This is a genomic window from Staphylococcus croceilyticus, assembly GCF_002902575.1.
GTDB classification, from domain to species: Bacteria; Bacillota; Bacilli; order Staphylococcales; family Staphylococcaceae; genus Staphylococcus; species Staphylococcus croceilyticus.
On the sequence record NZ_PPRD01000006.1, the window covers coordinates 22948 to 39067 of the forward strand.

Annotated in this window: 18 protein-coding genes; 12 read left to right on the forward strand and 6 right to left on the reverse strand. The window is 32.8% G+C overall.

Annotated elements, in window-relative coordinates; all coding sequences use genetic code 11:
• The first annotated feature begins 39 nt into the window (after window positions 1-39).
• From CD128_RS01005 to CD128_RS11750, 3 genes are read left to right on the forward strand one after another with little or no spacing between them, the layout of a single operon-like run.
• Window positions 40-597: an HAAS signaling domain-containing protein gene (locus CD128_RS01005; RefSeq protein ID WP_103328238.1), complete on the forward strand. Its 558-nt coding sequence runs from the start codon at window positions 40-42 to the stop codon at window positions 595-597.
• On the forward strand, window positions 594-851 hold the full coding sequence (locus CD128_RS11745) for a hypothetical protein (protein WP_231917236.1): 258 nt from the start codon (window positions 594-596) through the stop codon (window positions 849-851). Before CD128_RS01005 ends, CD128_RS11745 begins: the two co-directional genes overlap by 4 nt.
• On the forward strand, window positions 848-1435 hold the full coding sequence (locus CD128_RS11750; protein WP_415239148.1) for a DUF4097 family beta strand repeat-containing protein: 588 nt from the start codon (window positions 848-850) through the stop codon (window positions 1433-1435). Before CD128_RS11745 ends, CD128_RS11750 begins: the two co-directional genes overlap by 4 nt.
• A 55-nt stretch (window positions 1436-1490) precedes the next feature.
• Here the strand turns inward: CD128_RS11750 and CD128_RS01015 are convergent, their stop codons facing one another.
• Window positions 1491-2531: a C45 family autoproteolytic acyltransferase/hydolase gene (locus CD128_RS01015; protein WP_103328239.1), complete on the reverse strand. Its 1041-nt coding sequence runs from the start codon at window positions 2529-2531 to the stop codon at window positions 1491-1493.
• Between the two features lie 337 nt (window positions 2532-2868).
• Here CD128_RS01015 and CD128_RS01020 point away from each other — a divergent pair, with 337 nt between their 5' ends.
• Window positions 2869-3042, forward strand: coding sequence for a hypothetical protein (locus CD128_RS01020; protein WP_103299074.1), 174 nt, complete (start codon window positions 2869-2871; stop codon window positions 3040-3042).
• A 165-nt stretch (window positions 3043-3207) separates the two neighbouring features.
• A complete protein-coding gene (gene pglS, locus CD128_RS01025; protein WP_103328240.1) occupies window positions 3208-4245 on the forward strand; it encodes a 6-phosphogluconolactonase in 1038 nt (345 codons plus the stop codon).
• Window positions 4246-4298: 53 nt separating this feature from the next.
• Here pglS and CD128_RS01030 read toward each other — a convergent pair whose 3' ends face one another.
• From CD128_RS01030 to CD128_RS01040, 3 genes are all read right to left on the reverse strand, one after another.
• Window positions 4299-5678 (reverse strand): aldehyde dehydrogenase, encoded by a 1380-nt coding sequence (locus CD128_RS01030; RefSeq protein WP_103328241.1) that lies wholly within the window; start codon window positions 5676-5678, stop codon window positions 4299-4301.
• A 148-nt stretch (window positions 5679-5826) separates the two neighbouring features.
• Window positions 5827-6756 carry a manganese-dependent inorganic pyrophosphatase gene (locus CD128_RS01035; protein WP_103328242.1) on the reverse strand — a complete coding sequence of 310 codons (930 nt, stop codon included), beginning with the start codon at window positions 6754-6756 and terminating at the stop codon, window positions 5827-5829.
• A 55-nt stretch (window positions 6757-6811) separates the two neighbouring features.
• Window positions 6812-7366 carry a cysteine hydrolase family protein gene (locus CD128_RS01040; protein WP_103328243.1) on the reverse strand — a complete coding sequence of 185 codons (555 nt, stop codon included), beginning with the start codon at window positions 7364-7366 and terminating at the stop codon, window positions 6812-6814.
• A 195-nt stretch (window positions 7367-7561) separates the two neighbouring features.
• On the opposite strand from CD128_RS01040, the gene CD128_RS01045 reads away from it, so the two are divergent.
• Window positions 7562-8644 carry a glycosyl hydrolase family 28-related protein gene (locus tag CD128_RS01045; RefSeq protein WP_103328244.1) on the forward strand — a complete coding sequence of 361 codons (1083 nt, stop codon included), beginning with the start codon at window positions 7562-7564 and terminating at the stop codon, window positions 8642-8644.
• A gap of 71 nt (window positions 8645-8715) precedes the next feature.
• Here CD128_RS01045 and CD128_RS01050 read toward each other — a convergent pair whose 3' ends face one another.
• A complete protein-coding gene (locus CD128_RS01050; RefSeq protein WP_103328245.1) occupies window positions 8716-9516 on the reverse strand; it encodes a prephenate dehydratase in 801 nt (266 codons plus the stop codon).
• 30 nt (window positions 9517-9546) lie between these two features.
• The gene (locus tag CD128_RS01055) at window positions 9547-10614 is read right to left on the reverse strand and encodes a nitric oxide synthase oxygenase (RefSeq protein WP_103328246.1); all 1068 of its coding nucleotides are present in this window, start codon (window positions 10612-10614) and stop codon (window positions 9547-9549) included.
• 181 nt (window positions 10615-10795) lie between these two features.
• On the opposite strand from CD128_RS01055, the gene CD128_RS01060 reads away from it, so the two are divergent.
• The 6 genes from CD128_RS01060 (at window position 10796) to CD128_RS01085 (ending at window position 16042) form a co-directional block, all read left to right on the forward strand.
• Window positions 10796-12265: a nicotinate phosphoribosyltransferase gene (locus CD128_RS01060; RefSeq protein WP_103328247.1), complete on the forward strand. Its 1470-nt coding sequence runs from the start codon at window positions 10796-10798 to the stop codon at window positions 12263-12265.
• Window positions 12258-13079, forward strand: coding sequence for an ammonia-dependent NAD(+) synthetase (gene nadE, locus CD128_RS01065; protein WP_103328248.1), 822 nt, complete (start codon window positions 12258-12260; stop codon window positions 13077-13079). Before CD128_RS01060 ends, nadE begins: the two co-directional genes overlap by 8 nt.
• Before the next feature lie 245 nt (window positions 13080-13324).
• Window positions 13325-13930, forward strand: a complete 606-nt coding sequence (locus CD128_RS01070) for a DUF2179 domain-containing protein (protein WP_103328249.1) — start codon at window positions 13325-13327, stop codon at window positions 13928-13930.
• Entirely contained in the window at window positions 13911-14090 is a 180-nt protein-coding gene (locus CD128_RS01075) for an NETI motif-containing protein (RefSeq protein ID WP_103328250.1), read from the forward strand. The genes CD128_RS01070 and CD128_RS01075 overlap by 20 nt, the downstream gene beginning before the upstream one ends.
• A 259-nt stretch (window positions 14091-14349) precedes the next feature.
• Window positions 14350-15645 (forward strand): adenylosuccinate lyase, encoded by a 1296-nt coding sequence (gene purB, locus CD128_RS01080; protein WP_103328251.1) that lies wholly within the window; start codon window positions 14350-14352, stop codon window positions 15643-15645.
• A 94-nt stretch (window positions 15646-15739) separates the two neighbouring features.
• The gene (locus CD128_RS01085) at window positions 15740-16042 is read left to right on the forward strand and encodes a YerC/YecD family TrpR-related protein (RefSeq protein ID WP_103328252.1); all 303 of its coding nucleotides are present in this window, start codon (window positions 15740-15742) and stop codon (window positions 16040-16042) included.
• Window positions 16043-16120: the final 78 nt, after the last annotated feature.

Below are 16120 nucleotides of genomic sequence, written 5' to 3' on the forward strand. Positions count from 1 at the left end.
TAAAGAGATAAACAAATTAAGAAAGTATGTGAAAGAGAAATGGATAAAATTACTTTTTTAACTGAATTAGAAATGGAATTGAAAGAACTACCAACAAAAGAAAAAGATAAATTAATGGATGATTATGAAAACCATTTTTTTAAACAAGAAACACAAGGTAAATCGGAAAAGGAAATATTATCTCATTTAAGAGAACCACATGCAATTGGTAAAGAATTAAAAGCTAAAGAAGCAATCACACATGCGAAAGTTACGCCTAATCTACGTAACATTCTTAGAGCAATCATGGCGTCCTTAAGTTTGGGCGTCATTTCATTTGTTTTTATCATTATCCCAATCGTTATCTTTTTAGGAATTTTATTTTTAGTATTTCTATTTTCAATCTTTCTCATACTTTTCCCGCTTATATTACTTATCACGGGCTTCGTAAAAGGTATCCAAGATTCGTTTAGTAACTTTCTTTTTAGTGTTTCTTATTGCGGTATAGGAATAGTGCTATTAGCAATGACAATGATTATCACGCGAAATTTATATAAACTCGTATTAAAGTATTTATCATGGTATATCCAAACGATTAAAGGAAGAGTTAAACAATGAAGAAAGCGATCATCACAGGTTTAGTTATTTTTATAGGTTTTTTTATAGCAGGGACGTTAGTATGGTTCGTTCATGATAAAGGTGAATATAAGAAACTAAAGTATAATAAAGAATTTACTAGTAAGAACTTAAATACGCTTAATATTGATAGCTATACTTCTGATGTAGCTATCAAAAAAGGCAAACAATTTAGAGTGAAATATTATGGCGATAATGATATTAAAGTTTCCCCTAAAAAAATGAAATTAATATAAAAGAACGTCGCGCAGAAAATAGAGGCTATAGTTTTAATGTTAATCCCTTCAATTCAAGTAAATCCACCATCTATATTACTATTCCGGAAAAAGGTTTAAATAAACTAAATATTGATGCCAACATGGGTGAATTATCACTTGATAATCTAAAAGTGAATGAAGGTTCAATTCATAAAGATGGTGAAGATGTTTATATTAATCAGTCAGAACTAAAAAATATTAACATTCAGGGTGACTCTACTGATATATTTATTAAAAATAGTGTGGCTAATAATGTTAAATCAAAAACACAATTAGGTAACATCAAAGTAAGTAATTCAAAAGTAAAAGATTCTATATTTATATGTGATAGTGGATCGCTTAGATTTATAGATATGAATAGTGAATCAGATTTAAAAGGCTCAAGTAAACGTCAATCAATCATAATGAGTTACAAAAATAAACCTAAAGATACGCTTTTAAAATTACATCCGGGAACTAGAGAGGCAAAAGTTAAGAATAAGGCTTTTCACGATGGAAAAGTTGGAAAAAGCAAGAATATCGTAGAATTTTATACTGTAAAAAAAGATATTGTAATAAAATAATTAAGTACATAAATAAATGTCGACGGACTATTTCAAAGTTCGTCGACATTTTTATTTAATAATTAGCGAATGTTAAATCTGTATCAATCTGACCAGTAAATTGTTGCATCTCAAGTTCATTACCATCAAGCCATGATTGAAAATCAATTGAAGCGGGCGCTTGGTTCTCACCTAACGTCATCCAAGCTATTAAACTTTGCGGTTCGTACATAGAAGTATGTATCGTACCTGACCAACTTCTAAATAATTTACTATAAATTTCATATTGAGGATCATTGAAAAGTTTGAAAGCAGTAAACTTATCTATGTCTTGTGATACTTGGTTAACAGTACGTTCTAAACGATCACGAGATTCTGTCGTATAATTACGATTTTCATGTGTTAGTAATTCAAAATGATTGGTACATACTTTATTGTATCTCACATCGAAGGAACGAGGCGTGACTTCTACAATAGCGTGATTTAAAGATTTGTCCATTAAAATGTAACTAAATGAACTTCTATGAGGTAACTCTTTTAAAAACTGAATCGCTTCTTCAACATCTTTACAATGTTCTAAGACTAAGCGACCAATCATATAACAAACAAAACCATTAGCAGGTTTCTTACGATGCATAAAGTTATAGCCCATACAAAGACCAGCTTCATTCATTCCGTCCATACGACCTGTAACACGTGAAGTAGGACCAATTTGCGCTAATCCACCATCATTAGGTTGGAATAATAAATATCTGCCATCGTAGGTAGCAGGGTGGTAATCATAATTACGTACCATATAATCTGGTCCTTGGAAGACAGTACAACCACTTTCTTTTAAATCAGTAAAACGGTAATGAGCAAAGTTTAAAATCATCTGTTTCGTTGGCAAATTAAGTACTTCTTGCATTCCCATTAATTCTTCCCAAATTTGGGGCGCATACATTTGAAAAACTGAATAAGTTTCATTTACATCTATATCAAAACGTGGCATACGTTTTTTCCATTCGCGTTCACGATTTTCTAGTAAAGGCGTTTGTTTAAGCCATTGAGCTGTTTTAACGCCTAAATCAAAATGTGACCCTCGAAACGTCATGATATCTGATTTCACTTGTTGCATGAGAAGGCCTCCTGAAAATTAAAAATATTGTAAAATAACATTAATTGAAAATTAATATAATTATTACTATACTGAACATGATAGCAAGAAAAATTAAAAAAACAAGGAGGGATATTATGTTTGGGGATGCATATAGAAAAGTATATAATTCAGTAAAAGCTTGGTGGTTATCTTAGAGAAAATTAAAAGTTAAATATTATGAAGTTTTCAAATTTTTGAAATTCGTTTTTTAGTGATTATTATAAGACGAAAAAAGCTATCTATTTAACCATCACAGTAAGTGTGATAAAATATAATATTGTAAACGCACTTATTTTTATTTCAGAGGTGAAACTTAATGTGGGATTTAATTAAAGGTTTATTCAAATTCTTATTAAGCTTTGTAGTCATCACTACATTAGTAATTGGTGTAGGTGTAGCTGCATTTGCTTATATTTTCAAAAAAGACTTTGAAGATATCGAAAGAAAAACAAAAGAAATCGTTTCAGATATCGAAAGCAATAATGCTTAATTAATTTAACTAATCCAGTAATTTCTTATGAAGTTACTGGATTTTTATTTGAATTAAATAATTTTGTGAAAATTTAGCTATAAATAAAGACTCTGAGTAGGAATAATTGGCATGTATATCTTACTTTTAATAAAATGAAATTAATAAATGATTGGAGGGTTTTCTATGGCAACGAGAGGTTATATTGGATCTTATACTAAAAAAGAAGGTAAAGGTATTTACCGTTTCGAATTAAATGAAGATAATGGTCAAATTGATTCAGTAGAAACTGGATACGAAATTGAAGCGTCAACATATTTGGCACAAACTGAAGACTTCTTATATGCGATTACTAAAGAAGGGGAGCAATGCGGAGTAGCAGCATTCCAAAAAGATGAGGAAGGTAACTTAACATTAATTAACAAATGTTTAGAGTCAACTCAAGGAACAGGATGTTATATTTCTGTTGCATCTAATCGCAATTATTTATTTGAATCGGTTTACGGCGCTGGACTAGCACGTATCTATGAACTAAATAAAGAAACTGGCGAGGTAGTTAGATTGATTGAGGAATTAGCACATGACTATCCAACAGGTAGCCATGAACGTCAAGAACAGCCACACGTTCATTTTATAAACGAAACGCCTGACAATAAATTTGTAGTTGTAACAGATTTAGGTACAGATAGATTAGTCACTTATGAATTTGTTGATAATGGTTTTAAAGAGCATGCTGTTTCTCAATTTAAAGATCAAGATGGCCCTAGACATATCGCTTTTCATAAAAATGGAGAATACGCTTATGTCGTACATGAATTATCCAATTATGTAAGTGTTGTACGTTATAATGATGGGGAATTTGAAGAAATAGAACGTCACTTAACTATTCCTGAAGACTTTGAAGGAGATACTAAATTAGCAGCAGTCAGATTATCTCATGATCAACAAAGTTTATATGTAAGTAACCGAGGTCATGATAGTATTGCAGTATTTACTGTTACTGAAGAAGGCGCAGCACTTAATCCAGTAGAAATTGTAAAAACTGGAGGAGAATTCCCTAGAGATTTCAACATTACGGAGTCAGATGAATATCTTGTATGTGCGCATCAAGAAGGTAATTATGCAGTTACGGTATTTAGCCGTGATATAAATACTGGCAAGCTTACTCCTAAAGATAATCAACATACAGCGCCTGAAGGTGTATATGTAGGATTTATAGAATAATTAAAATAAAGCTACGACATTTAAATGATGTCGTAGCTTTTATATTGTTTAGGTTAATTTTTGAAAATAGCTTTAATATATTTAAATTTACCTTTGTATGGAGGATAAATAATACTAGAATCTAAGCGCGTAGATTTGAAGATATAAGATTTTTTATGACTAAATGTGTCGAATGAATATTTACCATGATATTGGCCGATACCTGAAGCGCCTACACCGCCAAATGGTAAGTTTGGATTTGCTAAATGCATAAGAGTGTCATTAATAGCACCGCCCCCGAATGATAACTCATTTAATACACGGTGAGTAGCATTCTCATCTTCACTAAATAAATATAAACTTAAAGGTTTGGATTTGCTTTGGATAATATCTAGCGCTTCATCAAAATCATCGTAAGTGATAATTGGTAAGAGTGGACCAAAAATCTCTTCTTGCATAATTTTGTGGCTTGGATTAATACCTTCTAGGATGGTCGGTTCAATATAACGTTCAGAAGCGTCCGTCTTACCACCAAATGATATCTCGTTTTGATGGACGGCTAATAGTTCGCTTAATCTATTAAAATGTTTTTCATTTACAATTCGTCCGAAGTCGGGACTTTTTTGAACATCTTTACCATAAAATTCACGTATACTTTGTTTTAAAGCTTCAATAAGTTCGTTTTTAACTTTTCGGTTAACAAGAATATAGTCAGGAGCGACGCAAGTTTGACCAGCATTCGTGAATTTACCAAAGCTAATACGATCACTTGCTACTTTTATATTCGCCGTTTCATCTACAATGACAGGGGATTTACCACCTAGTTCAAGAGTAACAGGCACTAGATTTTTGCTAGCTGCTTCATAGACAACTTGACCGACTTTTTCACTACCTGTAAAGAACATATAATCGAATGGTAAATTGATTAAAGTTTGTGTTTCTTCGATGCCGCCCTCGACAGTAGAAATATATTCAGGCGCAAACGTTGATTCAATTATTTTGCTAATCACATTAGCTACGTGAGGTGTTAATTCAGATGGTTTAACGATAGCAGTGTTTCCTGCAGCAATCGCACCAATTAATGGTTCAAAGACAAGTTGTACAGGATAATTAAATGGACCAATGATTAACACTGTGCCATAAGGTTCAGGCTTGATATAACTTTTAGAAGGGAACATGAATAAAGGTGTGTCCACCTGTTTTGTTTTAGACCAGTTTTTAAGTTCTTTACGCGCCATCTTAATACTTTTTAATAATATACCGATTTCTGTAGCGTATGCTTCAACAGGACTCTTACCTAAATCTTCTTTTAAAGCTTCAAGTAATTCTTTTTCATGATTTTTAATACTCTTACTTAATTGCTTTAATTGTTGTTTTCTAAATTTAATATCTTTCGTTTTATGTGTTTTAAAAAAGGTTTTACTATTTTCGAATTGTTGCGCTATTGATGACAACCACAAGACCTCCTTAAATTTTAAATATTTTTAATAAATTACCTTAATATAAATCGTGAATACAATTTATATTGTCTATACCCAATTATTAAATAATTTAAAAAAACTGAGCCACAAATTGTGACTCAGTTTAATCAAAAACGTTAAATTATTTAGTTAATACTTCAGTAATTTGTGGTACGACTTGTTTTTTACGTGATACAACACCAGATAGGAAGGCCATGCCATCATCTAACTGAACTTTGAAAGCTTCGCCAACTTTATCTTTTTCAGCACCAACAACTAAAATTTTAGAGTCACTATTAATAATATCAGTCACTACTAATACAAATAAATCATATTTTTCGTTAGTACTTGATTCTAACATTGCTTTTTCTAATTCATCTTTACGATCTAATACTTCATCAATATCAACTGTATTAACTTGAGCGATACGAGTTACGTAGTCACCCATGTTAAATGATTTAGCATCCATGTCTAATAATTCTTCTGCAGATTTATCAGTAGTAGATGCACCTGCTTTTAACATTTCTAAACCATATTCGTCTAAATCAACATTAGCGATATCTTTTAATTCTTTAGCAGCATTTACATCTTCTTCAGTGCATGTTGGAGATTTGAATAATAAGCTGTCAGAAATAATAGCTGAAATCATTAATCCTGCAATTTCAGGTTTGATTTCAAAATCACGTTCTTTATACATTTTATATAGAATAGTTGCAGTACAGCCAACTGGTTCAGCACGGTAGTATAGTGGACCTGCTGTTTCAAAGTTAGCGATTCTGTGATGGTCAACTACATTTAAAATTGTTGCATCAGCAATTGTTTCTGCACTTTGTTGGAATTCATTATGGTCAACTAGAATAACGTTTTGTCCTTCTAGATTATCACTTAATAATTCTGGGGCTTTGACTTCGAAATGATCAAGCGCATATTGAGTTTCAGCGTTGATATCACCTAAACGATAAGCAGTCGCTTCAGAATTACCAGTTAATTTTTCAAAATCAGCCATGATGATAGCTGATGAAATAGCATCAGTATCTGGATTTTGATGTCCAAAAATATAAGTTTTTGCCATAGTTTTAATTCACCCTTATCCTATAAATTTAATATCATTTTAGCATGTTTTAAGGTTATACTTCTACCTCGGCGCCTAATGAGTTTTGGAAATGGCCTAATGCCCACTCATGTCCTTGTGCATTAAAAGAGGCCACGCCGTCTTTAGGAATGACAATATGGTAACCAAGATTATATGCAGAAACGGCAGTGTGTAATACACAGATATCTGTACATACGCCTACAATTTCAACTTCAGTGATACCTCTCTCACGAAGTAAGCTATCTAAAGGCGTGCCATAAAATGAATCATAACGACGTTTATCTAAGTAATGAATGTTGTCGCTATCTTTATGTTTGTCATAAAAAGTTTTAACGTTTCCATATAAATCACGACCTGATGTACCAACAATATTGTGTGGAGGGAATAGTTTCGTTTCTGGATGATATTCGTCGTTCTCATAGTGCAAGTCCATCATAAAGAAAATATTATCATTTTGAGCTTGATAGTCTTCAAGACGTTGAATAATGAAGCTTTCAATATCTTGACCCGGTTTACCACAAGTTAAACGGCCATCATCAGCGATAAAATCATAAGAATAATCTACAACAATTAGAGCTTTTTTAGTCATATTCTACCTTCCTCTCAAATGCATGTTTGAGGTATTTGAAAATTGTATAATAATATAGATAAGACTGTTAGTTATACCTCAAGTATAGTTTAACTAATTTTATTAACTATAGTATAGCTTTACTCTAAATTTGATACAAATTTATACATAAATTTTAAAATTGTAATACATAGTGATAGATAGGAGACAATGAAAATGTTAATTAATGCTCAAGATTATGGGTTAAAAGGGAAGAATAAACGTAGAGATACTAAGGCAATTCAACGTGCATTAAATGCTGCAAAAGATGGCGAGCATACCGTTTACATTCCTAAAGGTATCTATCATATCGGTAAAGCTTTAGTGATATATGATTCAACAACATTACTTCTTGAAGATGACACAGTATTGTTACGTTGTAGTAAAGATGCATTGTTAAAAAACGGAAAACGATTTGGTTTTTATCATGGTTACAAAGGAAACAGTCACATTTATATTAAAGGCGGCGTATTTGATATGAATGGTGGAGATTATCCTTATAATAATACGGCTATGTCTATTGGGCATGCGGAAGATATTCAACTATTAGGCGTAACTGTTTTAAATGTAGTAGGTGGCCATGCCTTAGATGCTTGTGGTATTAACGGTTTATATATTAAAGACTGTGTGTTTAAAGGATTTTACGATATTAATGGGGACCGCTCATTTTCAGAAGCAATTCAATTAGATATCCAAGTGCCTGGCGCTTTTCCTAAATTTGGGACGACAGATGGCACAATTACTAAAAACGTGGTTATTGAAAACTGTTACTTTGGTGATTCAGAACATCCAAAAATGCAAGCATGGAATAGAGCTATAGGGTCTCATGCGAGTCGATATAACAAATTCTATGGTAATGTGCATATCCGAAATAACATATTTGATGGTTTAAATGAATATGCCTTAACACCTTTAAAAGCTAAAAATATGATTATTTCACGTAATGAATTTAAGAATTGTAATGGGGGTATTCGCTTTTTAGGTGTAAAAGATGGTAAGAACGCCGCGGATCCAGTTACAGGTCTTGTTCAAGCGTCTCAATCAGGAGAGAATTTCAGTGTGATTGGGAATATCTTTGAAGGCGAAATGAAGAGAGATGCGATTCACGTGAGAAGTTATAATAATGTGAGACATACGAATGTTTTTGTAGCAGGGAATACATTTAATCATGCATCGCAAAAAATACATTTAGAAGATATTTCTGATTTAACCTATAATCAAAGCGATGATGTACCAGTGAAAAAAATTAACGTTCAATAGTATATTATAAAAGCTTCGTCATGATAGATAATCAACTATTTAGGTAATCTATTAAGACGAAGCTTATGTTTTTAATGACGATTAAATGCGCCAATGACTTTTACTTTGAAATCTAACGTTTCTAAGATGGAGATCACTTTATTGAGTTCAGTACATAAACCAATATCAGCTTGCACGTAGAAGCGGTACATACCCAGTTTCGTTTTTAAAGGTCTCGATTCAATCCATGACAAGTTAATATTAAATAACGCAAAGGTATTTAAGATACTCGCTAATAAACCGGCTTTATCAAATTTCGGTGTAATGAGCAATATTGTATTTTTAGCTTTCATATTATAGCGGTCGTGATTTTTTACCACCAGGAAACGAGTCACATTGTGAGGATAATCTTGAATGTTACTATCGATAGGCGTGTAACCATATGCTTCACCGCTTCCAAGAGGCGCAATAGCACCTTCAGAATCTGAAATTTTATCTAAGCCTTGTATAGTACTATCTACATAATCATATGAAAATTGATGTCGATAAATATAAAGACTTGTTTGACTTATAGCCGGTGCAATAGAATACACTTTTATAATATCGTCAACGGTAGCCCCTTCTTTACCATATAAGGCAAAGTTAATAGCTAGGTGAATTTCACCATGAACATAAATTTCCTGTAGTGCTAGTGCGTCAGCAATAATGTTAATTGTTCCTTCGATAGAATTTTCAATAGGTACAATACCGATTGAGTTATCATTTCCATTAACTGCTTTTACTACTTCATATAAATTCGATTTCGGTGAATATGTAGCTTCCTCTTCAGAGATAAACGTTTTTGCAGCTAGGTAAGAGAACGTCCCTTTAGGACCTAAATAATATAGTTGCATCTTATAATGTCACCCCATGACTGTTGAACACTAGTGGAATGGACATTTCATCGCTTGTTTCTCTTTGTAATGGAAATTAGGGTCTTTCATTTCATTATGATAACCATGATGATAATTCGCTGTTAACGTTGGTGAAAGTGGAGGCGCTAACCAAGACCATTTACCAGTCACTTCACGCTGTGCTGCATGTTCTTTTTGTTCAAATAGTTCAAATTGCTTTGATGCAGTTAAATGATCAACGATAGATACACCTTGAGATTTAAATGAATGATAGACAGCATAATTTAACTCTACTAATGTTCGATCTTTATTAAATGATTTATTTTTAAGTGTATCAAATTCGAAAGCTTCTGCAACTTTTTCTAATAAATTGTAGCGATAGGGGTCTGTGAAATTACGTACGGCTATCTCTGTTACCATATACCAACCATTAAATGGCGCGGTAGGGTAAGTAATACCGCCAATTTTTAAATCCATATTAGATATGATAGGCACACCATACCACTTTAAATTTAAATCTTTTAATTTTGGAAAATGGTCATGTTCAATATCGACCTCTTTTACTAAAGATGGTGGTATGTTATACAATTTTACCGGTTCATTAGGCAATTGATAAATTAATGGCAAAACATCAAAATCTGTACCTTGTCCTTGCCATCCTAAATGTTGTGCCAGTTGTGTGATGTCACGTTCAGACGGGTCGCCTTTATCTTCATAGCCGGCATAACGTATAAGTTGATTGTTGTATATACGGGGTGCCTTTTCAGAAGAAAAAATAGTAATATAAGGCTTTATCTTACCGTCGTTCGTTGCTTCATCTAAATGTGTATTAATCGCTTCGATGAAATCTGCTTCAGTTGTCACATCTCGAGCGTCTTTCACATAAAGTGAATCCCAAAATAAGCGCCCGATACAGCGATTAGAGTTTCGCCACGCCATCTTTGCCCCGTAACTTAGCTCCTCATAGGTATGCGTATAGGTGCCAGTTTGAGCAATTTCTTCTTCGATTTCATTGATTCTTTTTTCTACTTTATTGGTTGGATATGCTAATTCGGAATACATGGTTTGTATAAATGACTTTGCTTCTTCAAATATCATATGAACACCTCAATAAGTATTATAATCTAGGCAACTAATGAACACATTCAAATATATTTTTTGTCACGAATTTGTCAGATAACTTTATTTTTATTTTTTAAAAAGGGTAAATGTTCAGAGAATACTCACAATTCACTAATTGTGATAAAATATACAAAAAGGATCGTTAGGAGAGATTAAGGTGTATCGTTACGAAGATAATAGTTTAATGCTACATAATGATTTATACCAAATTAATATGGCCGAAAGTTACTGGAATGATGGCATTCATGAACGTAACGCTGTATTTGATTTGTATTTTAGAAGTATGCCATTTGAAAGTGGTTACGCAGTATTTAATGGATTAAAACGAGTAATTCAATTTATTGAGAATTTCCACTTCAGTGATTCAGATATTGAATACTTACAATCTATTGGATATCAAAATGATTTCCTATCTTATTTAAAGAATCTTAAATTTACAGGTAATATTCGCGCTATGCAAGAAGGGGAATTATGCTTTGGGAATGAACCATTATTACGCGTAGAAGCGCCTCTTATTCAAGCACAACTGATAGAAACGGTATTATTAAATATTATTAATTTCCATATATTAATTGCTACAAAAGCGAGTCGTATTCGCCAAGTAGCGCCTAATGATACGTTGATGGAATTTGGTACAAGACGTGCACAAGAACTTGATGCAGCAGTTTGGGGCGCACGTGCCGCTTATATAGGCGGTTTCGATTCAACAAGTAATGTGCGTGCTGGTAAATTATTTGGTCTTCCAGTTTCTGGAACACATGCACATGCGTTAGTTCAAACATACGGTGATGAATACAAAGCATTTAACATTTATGCTGAACGTCACAAGAATTGTGTCTTTTTAGTAGATACGTTCCATACCTTGAAATCAGGTGTGCCAAACGCTATCAAAGTAGCCAAAGAATTAGGCGATAAAATTAATTTCGTGGGTATACGTTTAGATTCAGGCGATATTGCTTATTTATCAAAAGAAGCACGACGTATGTTAGATGATGCGGGCTTTACAAATGCGAAGATTATCGCTTCTAATGATTTAGATGAACAAACAATAATGAACTTGAAATCTCAAGGTGCTAAAGTGGATTCATGGGGTGTAGGTACGAAATTAATTACCGGTTATGATCAACCAGCGCTAGGTGCAGTCTACAAATTAGTAGCAATTGAAGATGAAAACGGAGAATATATTGATCGCATTAAACTATCTAACAATGCTGAAAAGGTTACAACACCTAGTAAGAAAAAAGTTTACAGAATTATTAACTCAAAAACTGGTAAAGCAGAAGGGGATTACATTACGTTAGAACATGAAAATCCTAATAATGAGAAACCATTAAAAATGTTCCATCCAGTTCATACGTATAAAATGAAACACATTAAACATTTCGAAGCCATTGACTTACATCACTCTATTTTTGAAAATGGTCAACTCGTTTATGACTTGCCAAGTGAAAAAGAAGCGCAAGATTATTTAAAACATGCACTTTCTAAATTATGGGATGAAAATAAACGTTACTTAAACCCACAAGAGTATCCAGTCGATTTAAGTACAGCATGTTGGGATAATAAACATAAACGCATTTTTGAAGTCGCAGAGCGTGTGAAAGAAATGGAGGAAGACAATGACTAAATTACAAGATATCGTAGTGAAAGAAATGAAAGTGAAAAAACAGATTGATAGTGAAAAAGAAGTGCATGAAATCATTCATTTTATTAAAGAATATGTTCAATCTCATGCTTTTATAAAATCACTTGTATTAGGCATTTCTGGTGGTCAAGATTCTACATTAACAGGTAAACTTGCTCAACTTGCAGTAGAAGAATTACGTAAAGAAGGACGAGAATGTCAATTTATCGCTGTAAAATTACCATATGGCGTACAAAAAGATGCGGATGAAGTAGAAGATGCGCTTAAATTTATTCAACCAGATGAAACGATTACAGTTAATATTAAGCCTGCGGTAGATCAAAGTGTTCAATCACTGAAAGAAGCGGGAATTGAACTAACAGACTTCCAACGTGGTAATGAAAAAGCGCGTGAACGTATGAAAGTACAATTTTCAATAGCTTCTAACCGTAGCGGTATTGTCATTGGTACAGATCACTCGGCTGAGAATATCACTGGTTTCTATACTAAATATGGCGATGGCGCTGCTGATATTGCACCTATTTTCGGATTAAATAAGCGACAAGGTAGACAATTATTACAATATTTAAATGCGCCTAAACATTTATATGAAAAAGTACCAACAGCGGATTTAGAAGATGATAAACCACAATTGCCTGACGAAGAAGCACTTGGTGTTACTTATGATCAAATTGATGATTATTTAGAGGGAAAAGAAGTACCAAGTGAGGCACGCGAAACAATTGAAAAACATTATGTTCGCAATGCGCATAAACGTGAGTTGGCTTATACCCGTTACACTTGGCCTAAAAACTAAATTCAGACTCTAAATATAAACACTTTCACTATATATCACCTTATGGGTAACTCACTGATTTATGAGTAGTATACTCCTTTTGTTACCCATTTCGTTTCGTTGATTGACAAGGATTTTCTTGCAGTTTTTATTCTGTAAATTACATGTTTAATCACTATTCTATAAAGATTTTTTAGTGACAAATTAAATATTCACTGATAAAATAATTTCGATTTCAGTTATACAAGGAAGAAATGGGGATTAACATGTCAGTGATCACATCAAATCCATGGTCAATGGTTATAGCGATATTCATCATTAATGTGTTTTACGTAACATTTTTAACAATGCGTACAATCTTAACATTAAAAGGGTATCGTTATATAGCAGCAGCAGTGAGTTTCCTTGAAGTATTAATTTATGTGGTTGGTCTTGGACTAGTAATGTCTAGTCTTGATCAAATTCAGAATATCTTTGCATATGCCTTTGGTTTCTCAATAGGTATCATGGTAGGTATGAAGATTGAAGAGAAACTTGCCTTAGGATATACGGTCGTCAACGTTACTTCAGCAGAATACGAATTAGATTTGCCTAACGAATTAAGAAATTTAGGTTATGGTGTTACGCACTATGAAGCGCATGGTAGAGATGGTAGCCGAATGGTTATGCAAATTTTAACGCCACGTCGTTATGAACGTAAATTAATGGAAACAGTTCGTAATTTAGATGAAAAAGCATTCATCATTGCTTATGAACCAAGAGCTATTCATGGTGGATTCTGGACGAAAGGCGTACGTACACGTAAAGTTAAAGCATACGAAGTAGAAGAAATAGAAAGCGTTGTGGAACACAGTGAAGTTCAGAGTAAATGAGAACGAAACGATTGCTGATTGTTTAGCGCGTATGCGTGAAGAAGGTTATATGCCAGTCCGTCGTATTGAAAAACCAGTTTATACTGAAGATAAAAATGGTAATGTAGAAGTTTTACGTCAAGATATCCAATTTGTTGGTAAGAAAATTGAAGATGAATAATTGAATAGGAAGATTTAAATGAGAAATCTAAGTGCAATTTCTAAATATCGATGGCACTTAGATTTCTTTTTTTATTATGGACATTGGTGTCTATTTTCCAAATAATCTATTATACTTAATCTATAGAAAAAAGGTTTACACTTTTTAAATAAAATCTGTTAAACTAAAAATAAGTACTTAAACACGAACTATTAACGTGTTTTTATAATTAATGTACAGTTTTTGTGATGAATCTAATACATAGAATAGGAGTTTAAAAATGATTGAACGTTATTCAAGAGAAGAAATGGCTAGTATTTGGACAGACCAAAATAGATATGAAGCGTGGTTAGAGGTTGAAATTTTAGCATGTGAAGCATGGAGTGAATTAGGCCACATCCCAAAAGAAGATGTTAAAAAAATTAGAGAAAACGCTAAAGTCGATGTTAAACGTGCGAAAGAAATCGAAGAGCAAACACGTCACGATGTGGTAGCCTTCACTCGACAAGTATCTGAAACATTAGGCGAAGAACGTAAATGGGTTCATTATGGATTAACTTCAACTGATGTCGTTGATACAGCTTTAAGTTATGTGATTAAACAAGCCAATGAAATTTTAGAAAAAGATATTGAACGTTTTATCGACGTATTAGAACAAAAAGCTAAAAAATATAAAACTACTTTAATGATGGGACGTACACATGGGGTGCACGCTGAACCTACGACATTCGGTGTGAAAATGGCATTATGGTATGCAGAAATGAAACGTAATTTAAAACGTTTTAAAGAAGTACGTAAAGAAATTGAAGTAGGTAAAATGAGTGGTGCAGTTGGAACGTTTGCCAATATCCCACCTGAAATTGAAAGTTATGTATGTAAACATTTAGGAATTGACACTGCACCTGTTTCAACTCAAACGTTACAACGTGATCGTCATGCTTACTATATTGCAACATTAGCATTAGTTGCTACTTCTCTAGAAAAATTTGCGGTAGAAATCCGTAATTTACAAAAAACTGAAACACGTGAAGTAGAAGAAGCATTTGCTAAAGGACAAAAAGGTTCATCAGCAATGCCTCACAAACGTAATCCAATTGGTTCAGAAAATATCACAGGTATTTCACGAGTGATTCGTGGTTATATTACAACAGCATATGAAAACGTGCCTTTATGGCATGAACGTGATATTTCACATTCATCTGCAGAACGTATTATGTTACCTGATGTAACCATTGCATTAGATTACGCTTTAAACCGTTTTACAAACATCGTTGATCGCTTAACAGTATTTGAAGATAATATGAGAAATAACATTGATAAAACATTTGGTTTAATCTTCTCACAAAGAGTATTATTAGCTTTAATTAACAAAGGTATGGTTCGTGAAGAAGCATATGATAAAGTTCAACCTAAAGCGATGGAATCTTGGGAAACTAAAACACCTTTCCGTGAATTAATTGAACAAGATAGTTCAATCACTGAGGTGCTTTCTAAAGAAGAATTAGATGAATGCTTCAATCCTGAACATCATTTAAATCAAGTTGATACGATTTTCAAACGTGCTGGATTAGAATAAACCTATACTCTTTTTCAATAAAATGACTACACTTTAATTATTTAATGCGTTAAAATAAATTTATATTGAAATTGGAATATAGGGGTTGTTTGAGATGCAAATCGAGAAACTACGCGGACAAGCATTAGATGAATTATTTGATGCGATATTAACACTAGAAAATAGAGAAGAATGTTATGAGTTCTTCGATGATTTATGCACAGTAAACGAAATCCAATCATTATCTCAAAGACTTCAAGTCGCTAAAATGATTAAACAAGGTTTTACTTATGCCATAATTGAAAAAGAGTCTGGCGCTTCAACAGCTACTATTTCTAGAGTGAAACGTTCATTACAATGGGGTAATGATGCATATACAATGATTTTAGATCGTTTAAATATTGAAACAAAAGAATAAACAGTATATATAACAGGCTGAGACGCAAAGTCTCAGCCTTAATTAATGTCTTCTTGTTCAATAATTTAAATTTTATTT

Excerpts from the sequence above, each read along its gene's own strand:
- CD128_RS01005 (WP_103328238.1), top strand. The coding sequence starts at position 40 with ATGGATAAAATTACTTTTTTAACTGAATTAGAAATGGAATTGAAAGAA.
- CD128_RS11745 (WP_231917236.1), top strand. The coding sequence starts at position 594 with ATGAAGAAAGCGATCATCACAGGTTTAGTTATTTTTATAGGTTTTTTT.
- CD128_RS01015 (WP_103328239.1), bottom strand. The coding sequence starts at position 2,531 with ATGCAACAAGTGAAATCAGATATCATGACGTTTCGAGGGTCACATTTT.
- CD128_RS01020 (WP_103299074.1), top strand. The coding sequence starts at position 2,869 with ATGTGGGATTTAATTAAAGGTTTATTCAAATTCTTATTAAGCTTTGTA.
- pglS (WP_103328240.1), top strand. The coding sequence starts at position 3,208 with ATGGCAACGAGAGGTTATATTGGATCTTATACTAAAAAAGAAGGTAAA.
- CD128_RS01035 (WP_103328242.1), bottom strand. The coding sequence starts at position 6,756 with ATGGCAAAAACTTATATTTTTGGACATCAAAATCCAGATACTGATGCT.
- CD128_RS01040 (WP_103328243.1), bottom strand. The coding sequence starts at position 7,366 with ATGACTAAAAAAGCTCTAATTGTTGTAGATTATTCTTATGATTTTATC.
- CD128_RS01045 (WP_103328244.1), top strand. The coding sequence starts at position 7,562 with ATGTTAATTAATGCTCAAGATTATGGGTTAAAAGGGAAGAATAAACGT.
- CD128_RS01050 (WP_103328245.1), bottom strand. The coding sequence starts at position 9,516 with ATGCAACTATATTATTTAGGTCCTAAAGGGACGTTCTCTTACCTAGCT.
- CD128_RS01055 (WP_103328246.1), bottom strand. The coding sequence starts at position 10,614 with ATGATATTTGAAGAAGCAAAGTCATTTATACAAACCATGTATTCCGAA.
- nadE (WP_103328248.1), top strand. The coding sequence starts at position 12,258 with ATGACTAAATTACAAGATATCGTAGTGAAAGAAATGAAAGTGAAAAAA.
- CD128_RS01070 (WP_103328249.1), top strand. The coding sequence starts at position 13,325 with ATGTCAGTGATCACATCAAATCCATGGTCAATGGTTATAGCGATATTC.
- purB (WP_103328251.1), top strand. The coding sequence starts at position 14,350 with ATGATTGAACGTTATTCAAGAGAAGAAATGGCTAGTATTTGGACAGAC.
- CD128_RS01085 (WP_103328252.1), top strand. The coding sequence starts at position 15,740 with ATGCAAATCGAGAAACTACGCGGACAAGCATTAGATGAATTATTTGAT.